Source organism: Streptomyces sp. NPDC003077 (assembly GCF_040611095.1).
Lineage (GTDB): Bacteria > Actinomycetota > Actinomycetes > Streptomycetales > Streptomycetaceae > Streptomyces.
On record NZ_JBEXNM010000025.1, the window covers coordinates 16,141 to 33,285 of the forward strand.

15 protein-coding genes are annotated in these 17,145 nt (G+C 72.6%); 6 read left to right on the plus strand and 9 right to left on the minus strand.

From position 1 onward, the window contains the following. Positions 1 to 42 precede the first annotated feature (42 nt). The gene (locus ABZX96_RS18625) at positions 43 to 408 is read left to right on the plus strand and encodes a hypothetical protein (protein ID WP_355545622.1); all 366 of its coding nucleotides are present in this window, start codon (positions 43 to 45) and stop codon (positions 406 to 408) included. A gap of 222 nt (positions 409 to 630) precedes the next feature. Beyond that, positions 631 to 1,809 carry an FAD-dependent monooxygenase gene (locus tag ABZX96_RS18630; protein ID WP_355545624.1) on the plus strand — a complete coding sequence of 393 codons (1,179 nt, stop codon included), beginning with the start codon at positions 631 to 633 and terminating at the stop codon, positions 1,807 to 1,809. Between the two features lie 114 nt (positions 1,810 to 1,923). On the opposite strand, the gene ABZX96_RS18635 is transcribed toward ABZX96_RS18630, so the two are convergent. Next, positions 1,924 to 2,334, minus strand: a complete 411-nt coding sequence (locus ABZX96_RS18635) for a DUF3224 domain-containing protein (protein WP_355545626.1) — start codon at positions 2,332 to 2,334, stop codon at positions 1,924 to 1,926. A gap of 198 nt (positions 2,335 to 2,532) precedes the next feature. Between ABZX96_RS18635 and ABZX96_RS18640 the strand changes: the two genes are divergently transcribed. Both ABZX96_RS18640 and ABZX96_RS18645 read left to right on the plus strand, forming a co-directional pair. Beyond that, positions 2,533 to 3,534 (plus strand): WYL domain-containing protein, encoded by a 1,002-nt coding sequence (locus ABZX96_RS18640; protein ID WP_355545628.1) that lies wholly within the window; start codon positions 2,533 to 2,535, stop codon positions 3,532 to 3,534. Between the two features lie 15 nt (positions 3,535 to 3,549). Continuing rightward, the gene (locus ABZX96_RS18645; RefSeq protein WP_355545630.1) at positions 3,550 to 4,182 is read left to right on the plus strand and encodes an AAA family ATPase; all 633 of its coding nucleotides are present in this window, start codon (positions 3,550 to 3,552) and stop codon (positions 4,180 to 4,182) included. 32 nt (positions 4,183 to 4,214) lie between these two features. On the opposite strand, the gene ABZX96_RS18650 is transcribed toward ABZX96_RS18645, so the two are convergent. The 6 genes from ABZX96_RS18650 to ABZX96_RS18675 form a co-directional block, all read right to left on the minus strand. Then, on the minus strand, positions 4,215 to 4,754 hold the full coding sequence (locus ABZX96_RS18650; protein WP_355545632.1) for a DUF2165 domain-containing protein: 540 nt from the start codon (positions 4,752 to 4,754) through the stop codon (positions 4,215 to 4,217). 172 nt (positions 4,755 to 4,926) lie between these two features. Continuing rightward, positions 4,927 to 6,948 carry a glycogen debranching protein GlgX gene (glgX, locus tag ABZX96_RS18655; RefSeq protein ID WP_355545634.1) on the minus strand — a complete coding sequence of 674 codons (2,022 nt, stop codon included), beginning with the start codon at positions 6,946 to 6,948 and terminating at the stop codon, positions 4,927 to 4,929. A 214-nt stretch (positions 6,949 to 7,162) separates the two neighbouring features. Continuing rightward, positions 7,163 to 8,416, minus strand: a complete 1,254-nt coding sequence (locus ABZX96_RS18660; RefSeq protein WP_355545636.1) for a hypothetical protein — start codon at positions 8,414 to 8,416, stop codon at positions 7,163 to 7,165. 12 nt (positions 8,417 to 8,428) lie between these two features. After that, positions 8,429 to 9,559 (minus strand): cupin domain-containing protein, encoded by a 1,131-nt coding sequence (locus ABZX96_RS18665; RefSeq protein WP_355545638.1) that lies wholly within the window; start codon positions 9,557 to 9,559, stop codon positions 8,429 to 8,431. 88 nt (positions 9,560 to 9,647) lie between these two features. After that, positions 9,648 to 11,453 (minus strand): GMC family oxidoreductase, encoded by a 1,806-nt coding sequence (locus ABZX96_RS18670; RefSeq protein ID WP_355545640.1) that lies wholly within the window; start codon positions 11,451 to 11,453, stop codon positions 9,648 to 9,650. 9 nt (positions 11,454 to 11,462) lie between these two features. Beyond that, positions 11,463 to 12,533 (minus strand): gluconate 2-dehydrogenase subunit 3 family protein, encoded by a 1,071-nt coding sequence (locus tag ABZX96_RS18675; protein WP_355545642.1) that lies wholly within the window; start codon positions 12,531 to 12,533, stop codon positions 11,463 to 11,465. Between the two features lie 93 nt (positions 12,534 to 12,626). Here ABZX96_RS18675 and ABZX96_RS18680 point away from each other — a divergent pair, with 93 nt between their 5' ends. Beyond that, entirely contained in the window at positions 12,627 to 13,607 is a 981-nt protein-coding gene (locus ABZX96_RS18680; RefSeq protein ID WP_355545644.1) for an NADPH:quinone reductase, read from the plus strand. Between the two features lie 134 nt (positions 13,608 to 13,741). Here ABZX96_RS18680 and ABZX96_RS18685 read toward each other — a convergent pair whose 3' ends face one another. Together ABZX96_RS18685 and ABZX96_RS18690 are read right to left on the minus strand one after the other, a co-directional pair. After that, entirely contained in the window at positions 13,742 to 14,506 is a 765-nt protein-coding gene (locus ABZX96_RS18685) for a class I SAM-dependent methyltransferase (protein WP_355545646.1), read from the minus strand. A 129-nt stretch (positions 14,507 to 14,635) separates the two neighbouring features. Further along, positions 14,636 to 15,895, minus strand: a complete 1,260-nt coding sequence (locus ABZX96_RS18690; RefSeq protein ID WP_355545648.1) for an aromatic acid exporter family protein — start codon at positions 15,893 to 15,895, stop codon at positions 14,636 to 14,638. Between the two features lie 556 nt (positions 15,896 to 16,451). Here ABZX96_RS18690 and ABZX96_RS18695 point away from each other — a divergent pair. Further along, entirely contained in the window at positions 16,452 to 17,030 is a 579-nt protein-coding gene (locus ABZX96_RS18695; protein WP_355545650.1) for a hemerythrin domain-containing protein, read from the plus strand. Positions 17,031 to 17,145: the final 115 nt, after the last annotated feature.

The window sequence follows — 17,145 nt, forward strand, 5'->3', positions numbered from 1 at the left end:
GGGTTTGGGCCCAGAGGCGTCTGAGTGCGGACGCAGCCGTAGATGCAGAACCCTTACCAGGGGCCGGAGTCATCGTTTATGGAAGGTGAGCACCTTTTACCCTCCCACCATGGTGCGGGCGGTCTGATGCACTGGCTTGTCTCGGCACGAAAGCACGTCACAAAAGAGCAGACGCGCAACGCCGTCACGTGGGTCTCCGACAGTCTGGACATCAAGCAAGATCACCTTCTCGACACAGCGGGTCTCATCGGCCATCGTGACGCGCCGAATGTAACTCTCAGCGAAGCAGTCGAGCGCTCTGGAGGCGATCCGTTCAGCTTCGCCCTGTATGTGGTGATGCTCTGCGGCGACCAAGTAGCTACGATCTGCAACCCGAAATGGCCCAAGCAGTTCGATCTTATGGCTTGAGCAAGTGGCTCCGGCGTGCCCCACCGAATCTCTCGCGATCCCCCGGGCACGCGGGCCCCGGCAAGCATGCCCCGGGGCCCGCACGCGGCACCCGCCCCGCGCGCCCCACTCGCCCGGCACAAGGTCTGGATCCTGCCGCCGACCGGCGTCAAGGTGGAAGGAGGCGCGGCTGCGGGAGTCGTGCCCCGTAACCGGTCGACGTCATGAACTGGGGGAAGCGTCATGGTCCGTGCCCTGATCATCGGTGGCGGCATCGCGGGTCCGGTGGCCGCGATGGCCTTGCGCAAGGCCGGGATCCGCTCGGAGGTGTTCGAGGCGTACCCCACCGGCGCGGACGACGTGGGGGCGTTCCTCGTCGTGTTCGCCAACGGGCTGGAGGCGCTGCGCGTGATCGACGCGTACCGGCCGGTGGTGGAGCACTCCTTCCCCGCCGAGCGGGTCGAGTTCTTCAGTAGCACCGGCAAGCGGCTGGGCGACCGCCCCATCGCGGGCACCGGTGGCAACGGCAACGGGCTGGGCCCGCGCACGATGCAACGCGCCGTCCTGTACCGGGTGCTGCACGACGAGGCGCGCCGCCGCGGCATCCCCATCCGGCACGGCAAGCGGCTGGTCGGCGCGGAGACGAAGGAAGACGGCCGGGTGGTGGCGTCGTTCGAGGACGGGACCCGTGCCGAGGGCGACTTCCTGATCGGCGCGGACGGCATCCACTCCGTCACCCGCACCCTCATCGACCCGGACGCGCCCACCCCCCGCTACACCGGCCAGAACACCGTCTGCGGCTACACCCGCGACGTCAACGTGCCGCCCGCCGCCGACGCGTACACCATGATCTACGGCAAACGCGCCTTCTTCGGCTGCACGCTCTCCCCGGACGGCGAGGTGTGGTGGTTCGCCAACGCGCCGGGCCCCGAACGCAGCCGGCGCGAACTCGCCGCCACCACCCCGGCGCAGTGGCGCGAGCGGGTCGCCGAACTCTTCGCGCAGGACCGCACGCCGGTCGCCGACATCGTGCGGGCCACCGGCGAGAGCATCGTCGGCTCCAACGCGTACGACATCGCCTCCACGCCCACCTGGTTCACCGACAGCATGGTCATCGTCGGCGACGCGGCGCACGCCACCGCGCCCAACGCCGCCCAGGGCGCGTCGATGGCCATCGAGGACGGCATCGTGCTCGCCAAGTGCCTGCGGGACGAGCCGAGCCCCTGGCACGCCTTCGTCGCGTTCGAGAAGCTGCGCCGCGAACGGGTCGAGCGGGTCGTCGCCCTCAGCGCCGGGATGGCCCGGCACACGGAGCCCGGCCCGGTGCGCCGGGCGGTGCGCGACATGGTGCTGACCCGCCGCATGGACCGGGGCGGCACGGGCGCCGACGACTGGCTCACCGGCTACCGCATCGAGTGGTGAGGCCAGGGCGGGCGCCACCCCCGTGCGCCCGCCTCGGCCTCCTCCGCCCCCGCGCGCCCGCCCCGGCCTCCTCCGCCCCCGTGCCCCCCGCCTCCGTCCCCCGCGCCCCCGGTCTCAGCCCAGTTCGTACGTGAAGGTGTACGGCACCGACGACTCGCCGTGCCGGGCCGTGAACGACCCGCTGCCGCGCAGCCCGGCCAGCTCGCCGGTCCCCGACCCGGGCACGACCTCGAAGGAGCAGCGCACGCTGCCGTCCGGCTCGAAGGTTCCCCGCTCCTCCAGCGCGAAGCCGCCCGTCCGCCCGTCGAGCGACCCCGCCAGCACCTCCAGGCCGGCGAACGCGCCGGTCTTCTCCGTCAGGTACACGATGCTGTAGTCGCAGGTGGTCGGCTCGGCCACGATGCCGCCGGTGAAGGCGTTGGTCACCGAGGCGTGCGCGAGCCTGGGCCCGGCCGCGCCCTCCTCGCTGACGACCCGCTCCTTCCAATCGCGGTAGGTGAAGTGCCCGTTGGTCTCGGTGCTCATGGCCGTCCTCGTTCCGTTCTCTTCTCTCGTCCTGGCCGGTCGCCCGGCACCGCGTCGGCGTGGCCGTCGCACGAACGGCCCCTGCCCGCGGATGTGGTGCGACCGCCGCGCGGTCCCGCCGCGCGGCGCGAGACCACTCTCGCCCCCATACCTGTCACCTTCTGTCAGGAACCCCGAAGCGCCGGAACAATGGGAGCCATGCGTGCCGACCGCCTCCTCTCCCTCCTCCTGCTGCTCCAGAACCGCGGCCGGATGACCGCGCCGGAACTCGCCGCCGAGTTGGAGGTGTCCCTGCGCACCGTCTACCGGGACATCGAGGCGCTCGGCGCGTCCGGCGTCCCGGTCGTGGCCGAACGCGGACCGGCCGGCGGCTACCGCCTCATGGACGGCTACCGCACCCGCCTGACCGGCTTCACCGACGCCGAGGCCGACAGCCTCTTCCTGACCGGCGTCCCCGACGCGGCCCGCGACCTGGGCCTGGGCGCCGTCCTGACCACCGCCCGGCTCAAACTCCAGGCCGCGCTCCCCGCCGACCTGGCCCGGCGCACCCGGCGCATAGAGGACCGCTTCCACCTCGACGCCCCGGCCTGGTTCCGCGACGCCGAACCCGTCCCGTTCCTCGCGCCCATCGCCCGGGCCGTCTGGGACCGGCGCGCACTGCGCGTCCACTACCGCGCCTGGGCCGGGGAGGCGCACCGCACCCTGGAGCCGCTGGGCATCGTCCTCAAGGGCGGCATCTGGTACGTGGTGGCGCGGGCGGACGGGGAAGCGATCCGCACCTACCGCGTCGCGCGCTTCCTGGCCGTGGAGGAGACGGGGGAGCCGTTCGAGGCCCCGGCGGACTTCGACCTCGCCGCCTACTGGGAGGCGTCCGTCCGGCGCATGGACGCGGCCCGCCACAAGACGACGGCCCGGCTCCGTGTCTCACCGGCCGGGCAGCGGTTGCTCCCCGCGAAGTTCGGCACGGCGGGCGCCCGCGCGCTCGCGGAGGCCGGACCCGCGGACGAGGACGGCTGGGTCGAACTGGACCTCCCCGTCGAGACCGAGGCCGTCGCGGTCGGCGACCTGCTGTCCCTGACCACGGAAGCGGAGGTGCTCGGCCCGCCGGGCCTCCGGGAGGCCGTCCGCCGGGCGCTGGCGGCGCTGACGGCGCGCTACGACGCGGAACCCCGCGCCGGGGGCGAGCGCCCCGTGCCCTGACGTAGGGTCCTATGCATGCTCCTGTGGATCAACGGCCCCTTCGGCGGCGGCAAGACGCAGACCGCGCACGAGATCCAGCGACGGCTCGCCGGCAGCGTCATCTGCGACCCCGAACTCGTCGGCTTCGGCCTGCACCGGATGACGCCCCGGCCCCTGCGCGGCGACTTCCAGGACCTCCCGGCCTGGCGCCAGGGCGTCTACGAGGTCCTGGACCTGGTGCTCACCAAACACCCCGGCACGGTCATCGCCCCCATGACGCTCGTCGAACCCGCCTATTTCGACGACATCATCGGCCGGCTGCGGGACGACGGCCACGACGTGCGCCACTTCTCCCTCCTGGCCCACCGCGAAACCGTCCTGAACCGCCTGCGCGAACGCGCCTTCGGCCGCGCGATCCAGTTCGTCGCCGGGAAGAACGCCGCCCTGCGCCGCGAGACCTTCGCCGTCCGCAAACTCGACCTGTGCCTGGACCGCCTCCGCGCCCCCGAATTCGCCGAACACCTGTGGACCGACCACCTCACCGTCCCCCAGGTCGCCGACCACATCGCCGCCTCCTGCGGCCTCACGCTCACCCCGAACACGGACGGTCCGCTGCGGGGACGGGTGCGGCGGGCGTGGACGGGGGTCAAGCACATCCGGTTCGACTGAGGGAGGCGGCCGGGGCCCGCCCCGCCCCGCCCTCACCGTTCCGCCGCACCGTCCCGCCCCACCAGCGACACCACCACCAGCACCACCCCCGCCACCACGAAGTTCCGCGTCGCCGCCTCCAGGCCGTTCCAGGCCCGGGACTGCCACATGGCGAACCACTCGCCGCCCACCGCCAGGAAGCCCGCGCCGAACAGGAGCAGGACCAGGAGCAGGCCCACGGTGCTCAGGCGGCGGGCGGGGGCGAGGCGGTCGGGGTGGCGGAGAGCCGGGAGCCACAGGGCCGTGGCGACGATGAGGACGAGGGCCGTCACGGTCTCCCAGGCGATGATCAGGAGGTAGGCGATGTCCTGGACCGTGGTGGACTCGATGGCCCGCCACATCAGGTCGGGGTCCTTGAAGGTGGTGTCCATGGCCAGGACGTGGCGGACGAAGGCGCGGTTGGTGTCGAAGTCGGTGATGTTGCCGAAGGCGACGAGGGCCATGTAGAGGGCGACCGTGGCGGTGAGGAGGGTCGCCGCGAGGGTGAGGGCGGGGCGCGGGGCGATGGTGGTGGCGGTGGTGCGTCGGATCACTTCGGCCTCCGGCGGCGGGTCCCGGTGTCGTGGGTTACGCCGGAGTCGTACCCCTCAACTCGCTTCTCTCATCGCGTATCGCTCATCTGATCGGTGTGGTGGCCAAGATCGCCACGGCTGTCCGACATCGGCACCGCCGTCAAGGCGACCACAGCCGCCAAGGTCGTCAGGATCACCTCACCGGTGACACCGCCACCATCGCCGTCCGGGCCGGGACCACGCACACGTCGCCGGTCTTGAGGGTCGCCGACGGGGCCGGGGCGCCGTCGGGAGTACCGGTGTCCACCGCGAGGGTGTAGACGGCGCCCTCGCGGCCGGGGACGGGGAAGTCGACCGGGGCGGTGTCGGCGTTGAGCAGGACCAGGAGGTCCGCGTCCGGGCGGTCGGCGCGGTCGCCGGCGAGCCAGTAGGCCAGGAAGCGGGTGTTCGGGTCCTGCCAGCGGGCCGGGGTCATGGGGCGGCCGTCGCGGTCGTACCAGGTGATGTCGGGGGGCGTGCCGGTGCCGGTGAGGAAGGTCGTGCGCTTCAGGGCCGGGTGGTCGCGCTGGAGGGCCACGACGCGGCGGACGAAGGCGGTCAGGGGAGTGTCGGGCGCCGACCAGTCGTACCAGCTGATGGCGTTGTCCTGGCAGTACGCGTTGTTGTTGCCGCGCTGGGTGCGGCCGAGTTCGTCGCCGCCGTAGAGCATGGCGCAGCCCTGGGAGACGAGGAGGGTCAGCAGCATGTTGCGGCGCTGGCGTTCGCGGACGGCCGTGATGGCGGGGTCGGTGGTGGGGCCTTCGACGCCGTAGTTGGCGCTGTGGTCGTCGTTGGTGCCGTCGCGGTTGTCCTCGCGGTTGGCCTCGTTGTGCTTGCGCTCGTAGGAGACGAGGTCGGTGAGGGTCATCCCGTCGTGGCAGGTGACGAAGTTGATGGAGGCGTCCGGGCCGCGGCGCTCGGGCGCGTACATGTCGGAGGAGCCGGCCAGGCGGCTGGCGAGGGCGCCGACGGCGGGGCGTCCGCGCCAGAAGTCGCGCACCGTGTCGCGGTAGCGGTCGTTCCACTCGTTCCAGCCGGGCGGGAAGCGGCCCACCTGGTAGCTGTCGGGGGCGCCCACGTCCCAGGGCTCGGCGATGAGCTTGACGCGGTTGAGGACGGGGTCCTGGTAGAGCATGCCGAAGAAGGCGGAGAGCCGGTCCACATAGCCGTACTGGCGGGCCAGGGTGGCGGCGAGGTCGAAGCGGAAGCCGTCGACGTGCATCTCGGTGACCCAGTAGCGCACCGAGTCCATGATCAGGCGCAGGACTTCGGGGCGCCCGGCGTTGAGGGTGTTGCGGGTGCCGGTGGTGTCGACGTAGCGGGAGCGGTCGTTGGGGTCCAGGCGGTAGTAGATCTCGTTGGCCAGGCCGCGGAAGGAGAGGGTGGGGTCGTCCGGGGGGCCTTCGGCGGTGTGGTTGTAGACGACGTCGAGGACGACCTCGATGCCGGCGGCGTGCAGGGCGCGGACCATCGACTTGAACTCGGTGATCTGGGCGCCGTCCTGGCCGGACGAGCTGTACGCGGCGTGCGGGGCGAGGAAGCCGATGGTGGAGTAGCCCCAGTAGTTGGTCAGGCCGCGGTCGAGGACGAACTTCTCGGAGAGGAACTGGTGGACCGGGAGGAGCTCGACGGCGGTGACGCCCAGTTCGGTCAGGTGGCGCAGCACGGCGGGGTGCGCCACGCCCGCGTACGTGCCGCGCAGGGACGGCGGGACCTCGGGGTGGGTGGCGGTCAGTCCCTTGACGTGGGTCTCGTACAGGACGGTGTGCGGCCACGGGTGGCGGGGCGGGGCGTCGTCGCCCCAGTCGAAGGCGGTGTCGGCGACGAGGGAGACCAGCTCGCGGGGGCCGAGCGGCTTCATGGCCTTGGCGTAGGGGTCCAGGAGCAGCGTGGAGGCGTCGAAGCGCAGGCCCCGGGCGGGCTCGAAGGGGCCGTCGGCGCGGTAGCCGTACGCCTGGCCGGGGCGGACGCCGGGCACGTGGGTGTGCCAGATGTCGCAGTCCACCGCCATCGGGACGCGCCGCTCGCCGTCCTGGTCCCGCAGGCACAACTGGACCTGGCCGCCGTAGGCGCCGGCGGAGGAGTACACGGCGAAGGACGTGCCCTCGCCGTCCCAGTGGGCGCCGAGCCGGTAGGGGTCGCCGGGCCGGGGTGCGGTCGGGGGAGTGGTCGTCATCGCGGTAACCGCCGGGTGTCGGTCGTCGGAGTGGGGCGGGCGGGACGGCCCTGCCGCCGAGGCGCTTCGGCGGCGGGGCGCGGGCGGGGAGCCGGGCGGCGGGGACGGCCGGCCGGCTCCCGGGACGGGTCGTGACCGGGATGGGGCACGACCGGGGTAGGCCGTGACCGGGCCGGGGCACGACCGGGACGGGCCGCGACCGGGCCGCCCGGCCTCAGTCGTAGCCCCCGAACATGAACAGCGACGCCCGCTGGTCGGCCGGGTTGAGCAGCCCGTGCAGGTTGCCGCCCTTGAGGAAGGCGAGGTGGCCGGGGAGCAGGCGGCGGACCTCCAAGGCGCGGGCGCGGCTTCCGGAGTCGGCCCAGTCGCCGATCACCATCAGCCCGTCGCCCTCCAGCATCAGGAAGACCTCCTGGTTGTCCCGGTGCCGGTGCAGGCCGATGCCGCACGCCGGGTCCAGGACGTGCAGGTCCATGTAGTTGACGGCGAAGAACGGCTCCACGTCGCCGCTCGCGTGGCCCTTGTGGCCGTACGCGTCCAGGTTGTACGGCTCCAGGACCCGGCGCAGCTCGTTGCTGCCCGACCAGCGGCCGTAGTCGCTGAAGAGCGTGCGGTACTCCAGGAAGCCGACGCCGCCGTGCGGGTTGGGGCTGGTGCCGACGCTGAGGTAGTGGTCCCAGCCGCGCACCCGCATCTCGAAGCCGTGGCGCACCGATCCCTGCGGCGGGTCCGCGGCGCCGCCGCCGTCGGGGTTGGCGGTCCAGCGGATGTCGAGGTAGCAGGGCAGCACCGGGTGCATGGCGTGCCGGGGCGCGACCAGCCGCAGGTCCTGGTTGCTGAGCTGGTCGCGCAGGAAGTCCTGGCCGAGGCCGGTGACGATGTCGGGGCGCGGCTGGAGCAGGCCGCTGTCCAGCGCGGCCCGGCCCCGCTCGCCGAGCAGGTCGCGGAGCCCGTCCCCGACCCGGCCCCACAGTTCGACGGTGTAGAAGTCGGTCTCCTCGTCGTACGGCACCCGCACGGGCATCGGCGGGCCGCCCTGCACGGAGACCACGCACCCGATGGCGTCGCCGAGCTGGCCCGCCTCGCGCCACAGCGCGGAGTCCGGGCCGCCCCGGTAGGAGAGCTGGAGGAACGGGCCGCGCCAGTCGCCGACCTCGGCCCAGCCGCGTACCGCGCGGGTGTCGCCGAGCCGGAAGTCGCGGACGTTCTGCTTCTGGAAGTCGGTCTTCTCGTCCTGCCGCTCCGGGTCGAGCTGGTCCTGGTTGGGGGACGCGGGACCGTACAGCTCCAGCCAGCGCAAGGGGAACAGGTGCTGGAGCGAGGACGGTTCGTACAGCTCGCGCTCGGCGGCCAGGCGGGTGCGCTCGACCAGGGTGAGGAGTTTGAGCAAGGGGTTGTCGGCCGCGTAGTCCGGTGGCTTCGCCGGGTCGACGCGGAAGACCGCGTCGCCGTGCACGATCTTGGGCATCGGTGGACCGCCTCAGGTGGTGTGGTAGAGGAACGCGACGAACTTCAGCGGCTCGGAGTTCGGGTTGCGGATGCCGTGCACCCCGCCGCTCTTGGTGTAGATCACGCTGCCCGGCTTCACCGGCAGCTCCCGGCACTTGACCGGGCCGACCCCGAACACCGGCCGTTCCACCAGCGGGTAGTTCGCGGTGGTCGGGTCGTCGCCGTCGCTCATGTACGCGATGCCGGTGCCGGCGACGACGTAGTACAGCTCCTCGGAGCCGATGTGCCGGTGGGTGCCCTCGACGGCGTTCGGCGGCACCGTCACCTCGTGGAAGAAGACGAGGTCGCTGCCGAGTTCGCGTTGGAACAGCCAGCGCATCTGGACGATGTTGTCGTCCCGCCGCTCCGGGTTGCCCTCGTCGGACATCGCGTTGCGGTAGTTGACCGGCACGATCTTCGAGGCGTCGGGGATGTAGAAACCGCGCTGGAAGTCCAGCAGGTAGTTGCTGTCGGAGACGGTGTTCTGCGGGGAACTGGGCTCCTGGGTGCGCGGCTCCTGGTGCGAGCGCAGATAGGCGTTGTCCCACTGCGGGTTGCCCAGCCGCTGGCCCGTCGGGTAGAGCACCCCGTCCTCGCGGAAGGCCATCGCGACCTCCGTCACCGAGCCCAGCAGCGGCGAGAGCTGCGGCACCGCCGTGATCGGCGCGTTGTGGCCCATCAGCGGCAGCACCCGGTGGTCGTGGGCGGTGCCGTCGGGGGGCTCCAGGGTCTCCCAGATCTCCGCCGCGTACGCGCCGATCACCGGGTCCCAGTGCAGCGTGACGATCGCCTCGGCGGACCGGGACGGGTCCTCGCCGGTCACCTTCAGCCACGCCTTCGTACGAGGGCCCAGCCGCCGGTTGAACTCGCGGGCCTGCTCCACCAGCCGGATGCCCGAGTACTCGATGCGCAGCATGGAACAGAACTTGGCTCCGGCCAGGAACACATCGCCCTTGATGGCGGTGCCGTCCGCCGAGCCGCGCACCTCGGCGACGTAATAGCGGTAACGGGAGGAACGGGTCGCGTTCAGATAGCGCGCGTGGTAAATGCGGTCGGGATAGAAGACGACGCGGAAGATCTCGTTTTCCGGGTGGGTGTAGACCTGGTCGAAACGGCTGTCCATGGGAGCCTCCTGCCTCCTCGGACCTGGCACAAGGCGCGGTGCGCGGGCGTCCCGGGCCCGGGGACCCGCGACGCCCGGGCGGCGGGGCTCAGGGCTTCCCGAGCCGGTCGAGCAGCGCGTCGCCGACGCGGAAGGAGTTCGCCTCGATGGTCAGCGTCGGGTTGGCGCTGCCGGACGTCGGCATGAAGGCACCGTCGGTGACGTAGAGGTTGTCGAAGTTCCAGGCCCGGCAGTCCGGATCCAGCACGGAGTCCGAGGCGTCGGAGCCGAACCGCGCCCCGCCCAGTACGTGGTTGGCGATGCGCACCACCGAGCCGCCCACCGACCCCGAGCTGACGTCGCGCACGTCGCCGCCCGCCTCCAGGATGCGCCGGCACTGGTCGGCGAGGGTGTCCATCAGCGCCTGGTCGTGGGAGTGCCAGGTCTTGATGATGTACGCGACCGGGCGGCCCCACTTGTCCTTGACGGTGGGGTGCAGCTCGATCCGGTTGGAGCGCTGCGGCACCTGGTTGGCCATGAACGCCACCGAGAGCCGGCGGCCGAAGCTGTCCTCCAGGTAGTCCTCGAACCCGTCGCCGAGGATGCCGGTGTCGTAGAGGTAGCCCTTCCACATGTTGTCCATGTCCATCGCGTGCCAGGTGCGGGCCAGCGAGATGGGCAGCGCCCCGTCCGAGGTGTTGTTGTAGATCACCCCGCCCGCCCACAGGCCCTGCTCGCGGATCCACTCCGGGCGCGCGCAGTGGTCGGTGGCCCAGTCGGAGTCCAGCGTCTTGGACTTGTCGGCGCGGACCGGCACGATGCACTGCGCGCCGCCGAAGCAGTGCGTCAGGAAGTACGCGCCCAGCAGGCCGTTGGGGTTGATCCGCTTGTCGAACGCCGGGTCCAGCAGGCCGGAGAGCTTGAGCAGGCGGACCGACTCGATGGCCGAGCACGCCACCACGACGGTGCCCGCGTTGATCACCCGTGGCCGGCCGCCGGGGTCGCGGTAGTGGACCTTCGTCACCCGGGGGCCGTCCGCCTCCAGGTGGGTGACGACGCAGTTGGCCCGCAGGTCGAAGGCGCCGGTGCCGTTGGCGCGCAGCGGCGCGAGCAGCGAGACCCAGGTGTTGGACTTCAGGCCCAGCGGGTCGCCGTAGCGGTTGACGAACGCGGTCTTGATGGTCTCCGGGTCCGTGGGGACGGTCCGGCCGCTCGGCGCGTGGTCCCGGGTGATGACCGCGAGCGGGGTGCGGTAGCGGCGCATTCCCAGGCGGTCCATCCCGGCCGCGGCGAACGCGCTGATGGGGTTGGGCTCCAGCGGCGGCTGGTAGCGGTCGACCGAGGGCACCTTGGCCTGGCCGTCCCAGGTGCCGTTGACGCCGATCAGTTCCTCGGCCCGGGCGTAGTACGGCTCCAGCGTCGCGTAGTCCAGCGGCCAGTCCCGCGCCTCGCGCCGCACGTCGCCGCCCGGATCGCCGCGCAGGTCGGTGCGGGAGGCGTTGAACGTGGCCAGCCGCAGGTCCTCGGGCGTGAAGCGGGGCGACACCCCGCCGTAGAGCTGGGTGCCGCCGCCCACCACCTGCGCCGTGTAGCCCTCGATGGTGACGCGGTCCCGCCCGTCGCTGTCCCGGTAGACGTGCGGCTCGTCGTTGAGGTCCGGCTCGACGTGGCTGGAGAAGTAGGACTCGCCGGTGTTGGCCACGCCCTGGACGGTGATGCGCTTCTCCGAACCGGTGGCGAAGGACTCGTCCCGCTTGAAGTCGGACAGGCCGGACGGGCTCTGCGCCTGCGTGCGCAGCAGCGGGCCCTTCTCCAGCATCACCACGCGGTGACCGGCCCGCACGAGCGTGTGGGTGAGCGGCGAGCCGCCCGCGCCGCTGCCGATGACGACGATCTCGGCACTCTCGTCCGCCATCTCTCCCCCTCAGCCGCGGTAGTCGGTGTTGTGGCCCAGCGGCGACTCCAGGGCCTGCCGCCAGTCGAAGAGCGTCCGGTCCGCGGAATCCCGGAAACGGCTCTCCAGATACATCCAGCCGGCCGCACCGGAATTCCCGCCGTACTTGGGATGGACGAAAGCGCCGGTCATCGCGTGCCGGCGGAGCAGCAGCAGGAAGAACCGGGGACTTCCGTAACGGGAGTAATCCCAGCCGTCCACCTTTTCCGTCTCCATCTCGCGATAGAGATCCGCGTACATCTCCGGCGGCGCGCTCGCCGGATCGAGACCGCCGAAACGGAAGCGGAGGATGTCGCCGATGAGGGAGAGGCAGATGTGGTAATCGTCGGCGTGGTGCTGTTCCTGGCGGGCCACGAGTTTGTCGATGTAATTGACGGTGCCGACCTCGTCGTCCAGTTGATAGGCCAGCGGGAATTCCTCGTCCCGGCTCGCGCGGTCCAGCGTCTCGTACACCTGCCGCACGAAGCGCCGGTTCTCGTCGAGGCGGAACGGCAGCAGGTGCCGCACCAGGCGCCCCAGCAGATCGCGCTCCACATGGCTGAACACCAGCGGCACCCCGCACCCGTCGGTGAAGAAGCGCGACCACGCCTCGCCGTTGTCCAGCACGGTGCGCTGCGGGTTGACCGGGTCCAGGACGTAGGCCCCGTCCACCGCGTACTTGTAGGCGTGCACCTGCGCCTTCGGGACGCGCACCGTCGTGGCGTGGAACCCGGTCGGCTCGTCGGCGAACAGCAGCGGGCGCATCGGGACCGGCGCGTGCAGCGGCCCGAACGTGCCCAGGACCGCCACCGACTCGGCCGGATTCCGCCGCCCGTCGTACACGAACGTCACGTCGTTGTAGCGGTAGGAGGTCTCCGCGGACACCCGGTCCCAGTGCGCGTCGACCACCGGGAACCGCCACGCCTCGCAGATCGCCGCCCGGCCGTCCCCCGGCGGGTACTGCCCGAAATCGTGCCGCGGGTCGGTGCTTTCCCGGGCGAGGTATTTGGTGCAGTGATTCAGGATGTACTGATCGTCTTTCTCTACGACCTCGATCTTCACCGCGCACCCCCGAGAGGTCTTGAGGTGCCAACGAAAGTATTGCCCGCCGCGGGTGTTGTCCACGGCGGGCGCGGGAGCCGTATGGTGCGGGGTATGCGAGCCGCGTGGTACGAAAGCAGGGGACCGGCACGCGAGGTCCTGCGCACCGGGGAACTCCCGATTCCCGAACCGGGACCGGAAGAACTGCGCCTGCGCGTGGAATGCTCCGGGATCAATCCCGGCGACGTGAAGAAACGCCAGGGATGGCAGGACGCCCCGATGGAATTCCCGCGCATCGTGCCGCACAACGACGGCGCGGGCGTGGTGGAGGCGGTCGGCCCCGGCGTGGAGCGGTCCTGGACCGGGCGGCGGGTGTGGTGCTCGTACGCGCAGAGCTACCGGCCGCACGGCACCGCCGCCGCGTACACGGTCGTGCCGCTGGCGTGCGTGGGCCCGCTGCCCGACGGGGTGCCGCCCGAACAGGGCGCCTGCCTGGGCATCCCGGGCATCACCGCGCACCGCGCGGTGTTCGCCGACGGGCCGGTGGCCGGACGCACGGTCGTGGTCGCCGGGGCGCTGGGCGGCGTCGGGCGGGCCGCGCTGGTCCTGGCCCGGCGCGGCGGCGCCCGGGTGATCGGCACCGTCACCCGCGCCGAACACCTCGACCGGGTACGCGACCTGGGCGCCCAGCACGCCCTGGTCACCGGGCCCGACCTGGCCGACGCGGTCCTGGAGCTCTCACGCGGACACGGCGCCGACCGGGTCGTAGAGACCGCCTTCGACGCCAACATCCGGGCCGACGCGCGCCTGCTCGCCCCCGGCGGCACCCTCGCCACCTACGCCACCGGTGCGCCCGAACCCGTGCTGCCCTTCTGGCCGCTCGCCTTCAGGAACGCCACCGTGCGCTTCCTGGGCTACGACGACTTCCCCCGCGAGGCGGTCCGCGCCGGCATCGCGGCCGTCACCGCCGCCGCCTCCGCCGGGGACCTCCGCTATCCGGTGGCCTCCGTCTTCCCCCTCGGGGACATCGCGGCGGCGCATGAAGCCGTGGAGCGGGGGAGTGGGGGCGGGCGGGTGGTGGTGGGGGTGGGGTGAGGGGGCGGTCTCGCTTTGCGGGCGCGGTCATGCGGTTCGCTCAGACGCTTTTTGGCTTCCGGGCGCGTCGTGTGGTTCGTCTCGGACGCGTTCCGGCTCGCGGGTCTCGTCCGTGGGGGCGGCCGACGGGTGCCTCAGGCGCGTTCCGGCTTGCGGGCCTCGATCAGGGTGCGGGACGCGTACGCCACGAACGGGCCCTCGGCCGTGATCCGGTCGTGCAGCTCCCGCAGCCGGTCGCGGTAGCGCTCCACGGTGAAGCCGGGGACCATCCAGATCACCTTGCGCAGGAAATAGACGACCGCGCCGACGTCGAAGAACTCCGTCCGCAGCCGCTCGGTGCGCACCTCCACCACCTCCAGCCCTGCGGCCCGCGCCCCGGCGCTCTCGTCGTCCGGGTGGCGCGCCCGGCGGGCCTCGGGCTGCGGCCCGAGGAAGAACTCCACCAGCTCGAAGACGGACGCCGGACCGACGTGCTGGGCGAAGTACGTCCCGCCCGGCGCGAGCACCCGGGCGATCTCCGACCACCACACCGTCGCCGGGTGACGGCTGGTCACCAGGTCGAACGCGGCGCCGGCGAACGGCAGCGGAGGCTCGTCCGGATCGGCGACCACCACCGCGCCCCGGGGGTGCAGCAGCGCGGTGGCCTTGGCGACGTTCGGCGGCCAGGACTCCGTGGCGACCATGGTGGGCGGCAGCTCGGCGGCCTCGGCCAGCACCTCGCCGCCACCGGTCTGGACGTCCAGCGCGGCCGACGCGGCGGCCAGCCGCTCGCTCATCAGCCGCTGGTACCCCCACGAGGGGCGCGCCTCGGTGGCCCGGCCGTCCAGCCAGGAGAAGTCCCACCCCTCCACGGGCGCCGCGTCGGCCTCGTCCACCAGATCGTCAAAGCTGCGTGACATGGGCGAATCATTACGGCATATCGGTGGAAAATCCAAGGAATTTTGGTGGGTGGGGAGGGTGAGGGCGGGCCGGGGCCCGGACGGGCAGGGGCGGGCGCCGTGGTGTGCCCGGGCGCGTCCGTCCGCCGCTCACGAGCCGAGCTGGCGGATCAGCCGCCGGGCCTGTGCCAGCAGGGACCCGAACAGGGCCAGCGCCTCCGGATCGGCGGGCGCCCGGTCGGCCAGCCGGGACCGGAGGAGTTCATGGGTCCGCTCCGCCTCGTACACCGCCCGGGTGTGCTCGGCGCGGGCCTCGGACCCGTCCGGGCCGGTGACGGTGCGCCCGTAGGTGGCGGTCGCGGCGGCCACCTGACGGAGGAAGTCGGCGTACGCGGCCACCGCGTCGTCGTCCGGCTTGGGGATGCGGTGGGCGGTCGCGCCCTCGGCGGTGGAACCCTGAGGGTCGGCGCCGACGGAGGCGTTCGAGGACGTGGCCGCGTCGTCTTCCTCGGGCTCCACCGCGTCGTCTTCCTCCGGCTCCACCGCGTCGGCGGCGTCCAGGAGGGTGCGCGTCAGGCCCTGGAGGTGCTCCGCCACTTGTTCCAGGTCGTCCAGGGCGCTCTCGAAGCGGGAACGGGCGCTCAGGAGCTCGGCCCGGCGGCGGAGGTCCGGATTCAGCCGGGCGCTCTCCTCGCTCCACTCCAGGGCGGCGCGGACCTGGGTCAGCAGGCGCGGCAGCCTGCGGGCGCGTTCCCACCAGCCGCGCACCCGCCGGGGCGTCCACGGCTCCGCGAGCCCGTCCGCCACGGCCTCCAGGATCTGCACGCACTCGCGGACGGTGTCCCCCACGGCCTGGCGGGCGCTGCGGAGCAGGGTCGGCGGCCTGATGAGGGCGTTGACGCCGATGCCCAGCGCCGCGCCCAGCAGGGCGGCCAGCACCCGGTCCGCCGCGACGGACAGCGTCACCGGGCCGCCGACGAGCATGAACAGCGCGGACGTGGCGCTGTAGATCCCCTGGTCGCCCAGTCGCGGCCAGTTGCCCACCAGGAGGGTGACGGGCAGCGCCAGCGCCATGGCCGCCGCGGTGGTGCCCAGCAGCAGCGCCGCGCCCGTCGCGATCAGCGCGCCGACGGCGATGGCGGAGGTCTGCTGGAGGCCCTTGGCGAACGAGCGGTAGACGGTGGCCTGGACGAGGACCACCGCCACCCAGGGCGCCATGAGCGCCGGGGGACCGGGCAGCCAGTGCGAGGACAGCGTCCAGGCGGCGACCGCGGCGAGGGCGGCCTTCAGCGACTGCGCGACCAGGTCGCGTTCGCGGCCGGGCCCGGCACACGCCTGGCGCGCGGACCGCAGGACGGCGGCGCACTCGGCGCGCGCCGCGCCGGTGATCGTACGGGTCAGGTGGTGCATGTGCTCTCCGGTGCCCGCCGTGGGGCTGCTGATGTGTCGTCACGGGGACGCGGCCGGTGCCGATCGCGCGGCCCGGCGTACGCATGGTCGCCCGGGACGGGCCTCGTTCCCGGGGAACACGCGGGGGCGGACGGGTGCCGGACCGCCGCTGGGCGGGTGCCGGGCCGCCGTGGGGCGGCTGCCGGGCGCGTGCCGGACGGGCGCGGCGCCTCGCCGCCGGTCCGGTTCCGCGGCGCGGGGCGACATACCGGGACGGTTTCCGGGCACCCGCAGCACACCGGACGCAACCCGGTTCCGCACCGGACGACGTAGCGACGAGGTAACGACGCACCGACGACGCATGGACGAGACAACGACGTACGGACGACGCGGCGAGGCACCGATACGACGCACCACGCACCACGCATCACGCGCGACGCCGCGACGTACCAAGGCGCGAGGCGGCGACGCACGACGAAGTGACGCCCGACCGCCCGACGCCCGAAGCAGTGACGCCCGACGCAGTGACGCCCGACCAGTGACGCACCACGCACGACGCACCCGAGAGGAGTCCGTCATGAGCGAGCCGCGCACCACCGGACCGGCCACCGGCGAACAGGACGTGGTGGCCCTGCTGATGCGGCAGCACGAAGAGATCCGTCACCTCTTCCACGAGGTGGAGACGGCCAAGGACGAGGCCCGGCGGGACGCCTTCCGGCGGCTGGTCCACCTGCTGGCGGTGCACGAGACCGCCGAGGAGGAGGTCGTCCACCCGTACGCGCGCCACGCCTTCGGCGGCGGCGAGGAGGTCGTGAACGAGCGGCTGCTGGAGGAGAAGAAGGCCAAGGAGGCGCTCGCCCGTCTGGAGCACCTCGACCCGGACGACGCCGGGTTCCTGCCGCAGCTCCAGGCACTGCGCCGGGACGTGGAGGCGCACGCCGACGCGGAGGAGCGCGAGGAGTTCGGCCACCTGCGGGCGGTGAAGGACGCGACCAAGCTGCGCGGCCTGGCCGCGGCGGTCCGCGCGGCGGAGGCGGTCGCCCCCACGCACCCGCACTCCGGCACCGAGTCCGCGGCCAAGAACCTCGCGGCCGGGCCGTTCGCCGCCGTCGCCGACCGGGTGAAGGACGCGATGCGCAGGGCCGGGGAGAAGTAGGCCGCTCCCGGCCCGGACGCCGGGGCCCGCCCCCGGACGCCAAGGCCCGCCCCGCGCCAGGGCCCGTCGCCGGGAGCCGCCCGTCCCTCCGGGACCGCCCCGGACAGCACCCCCA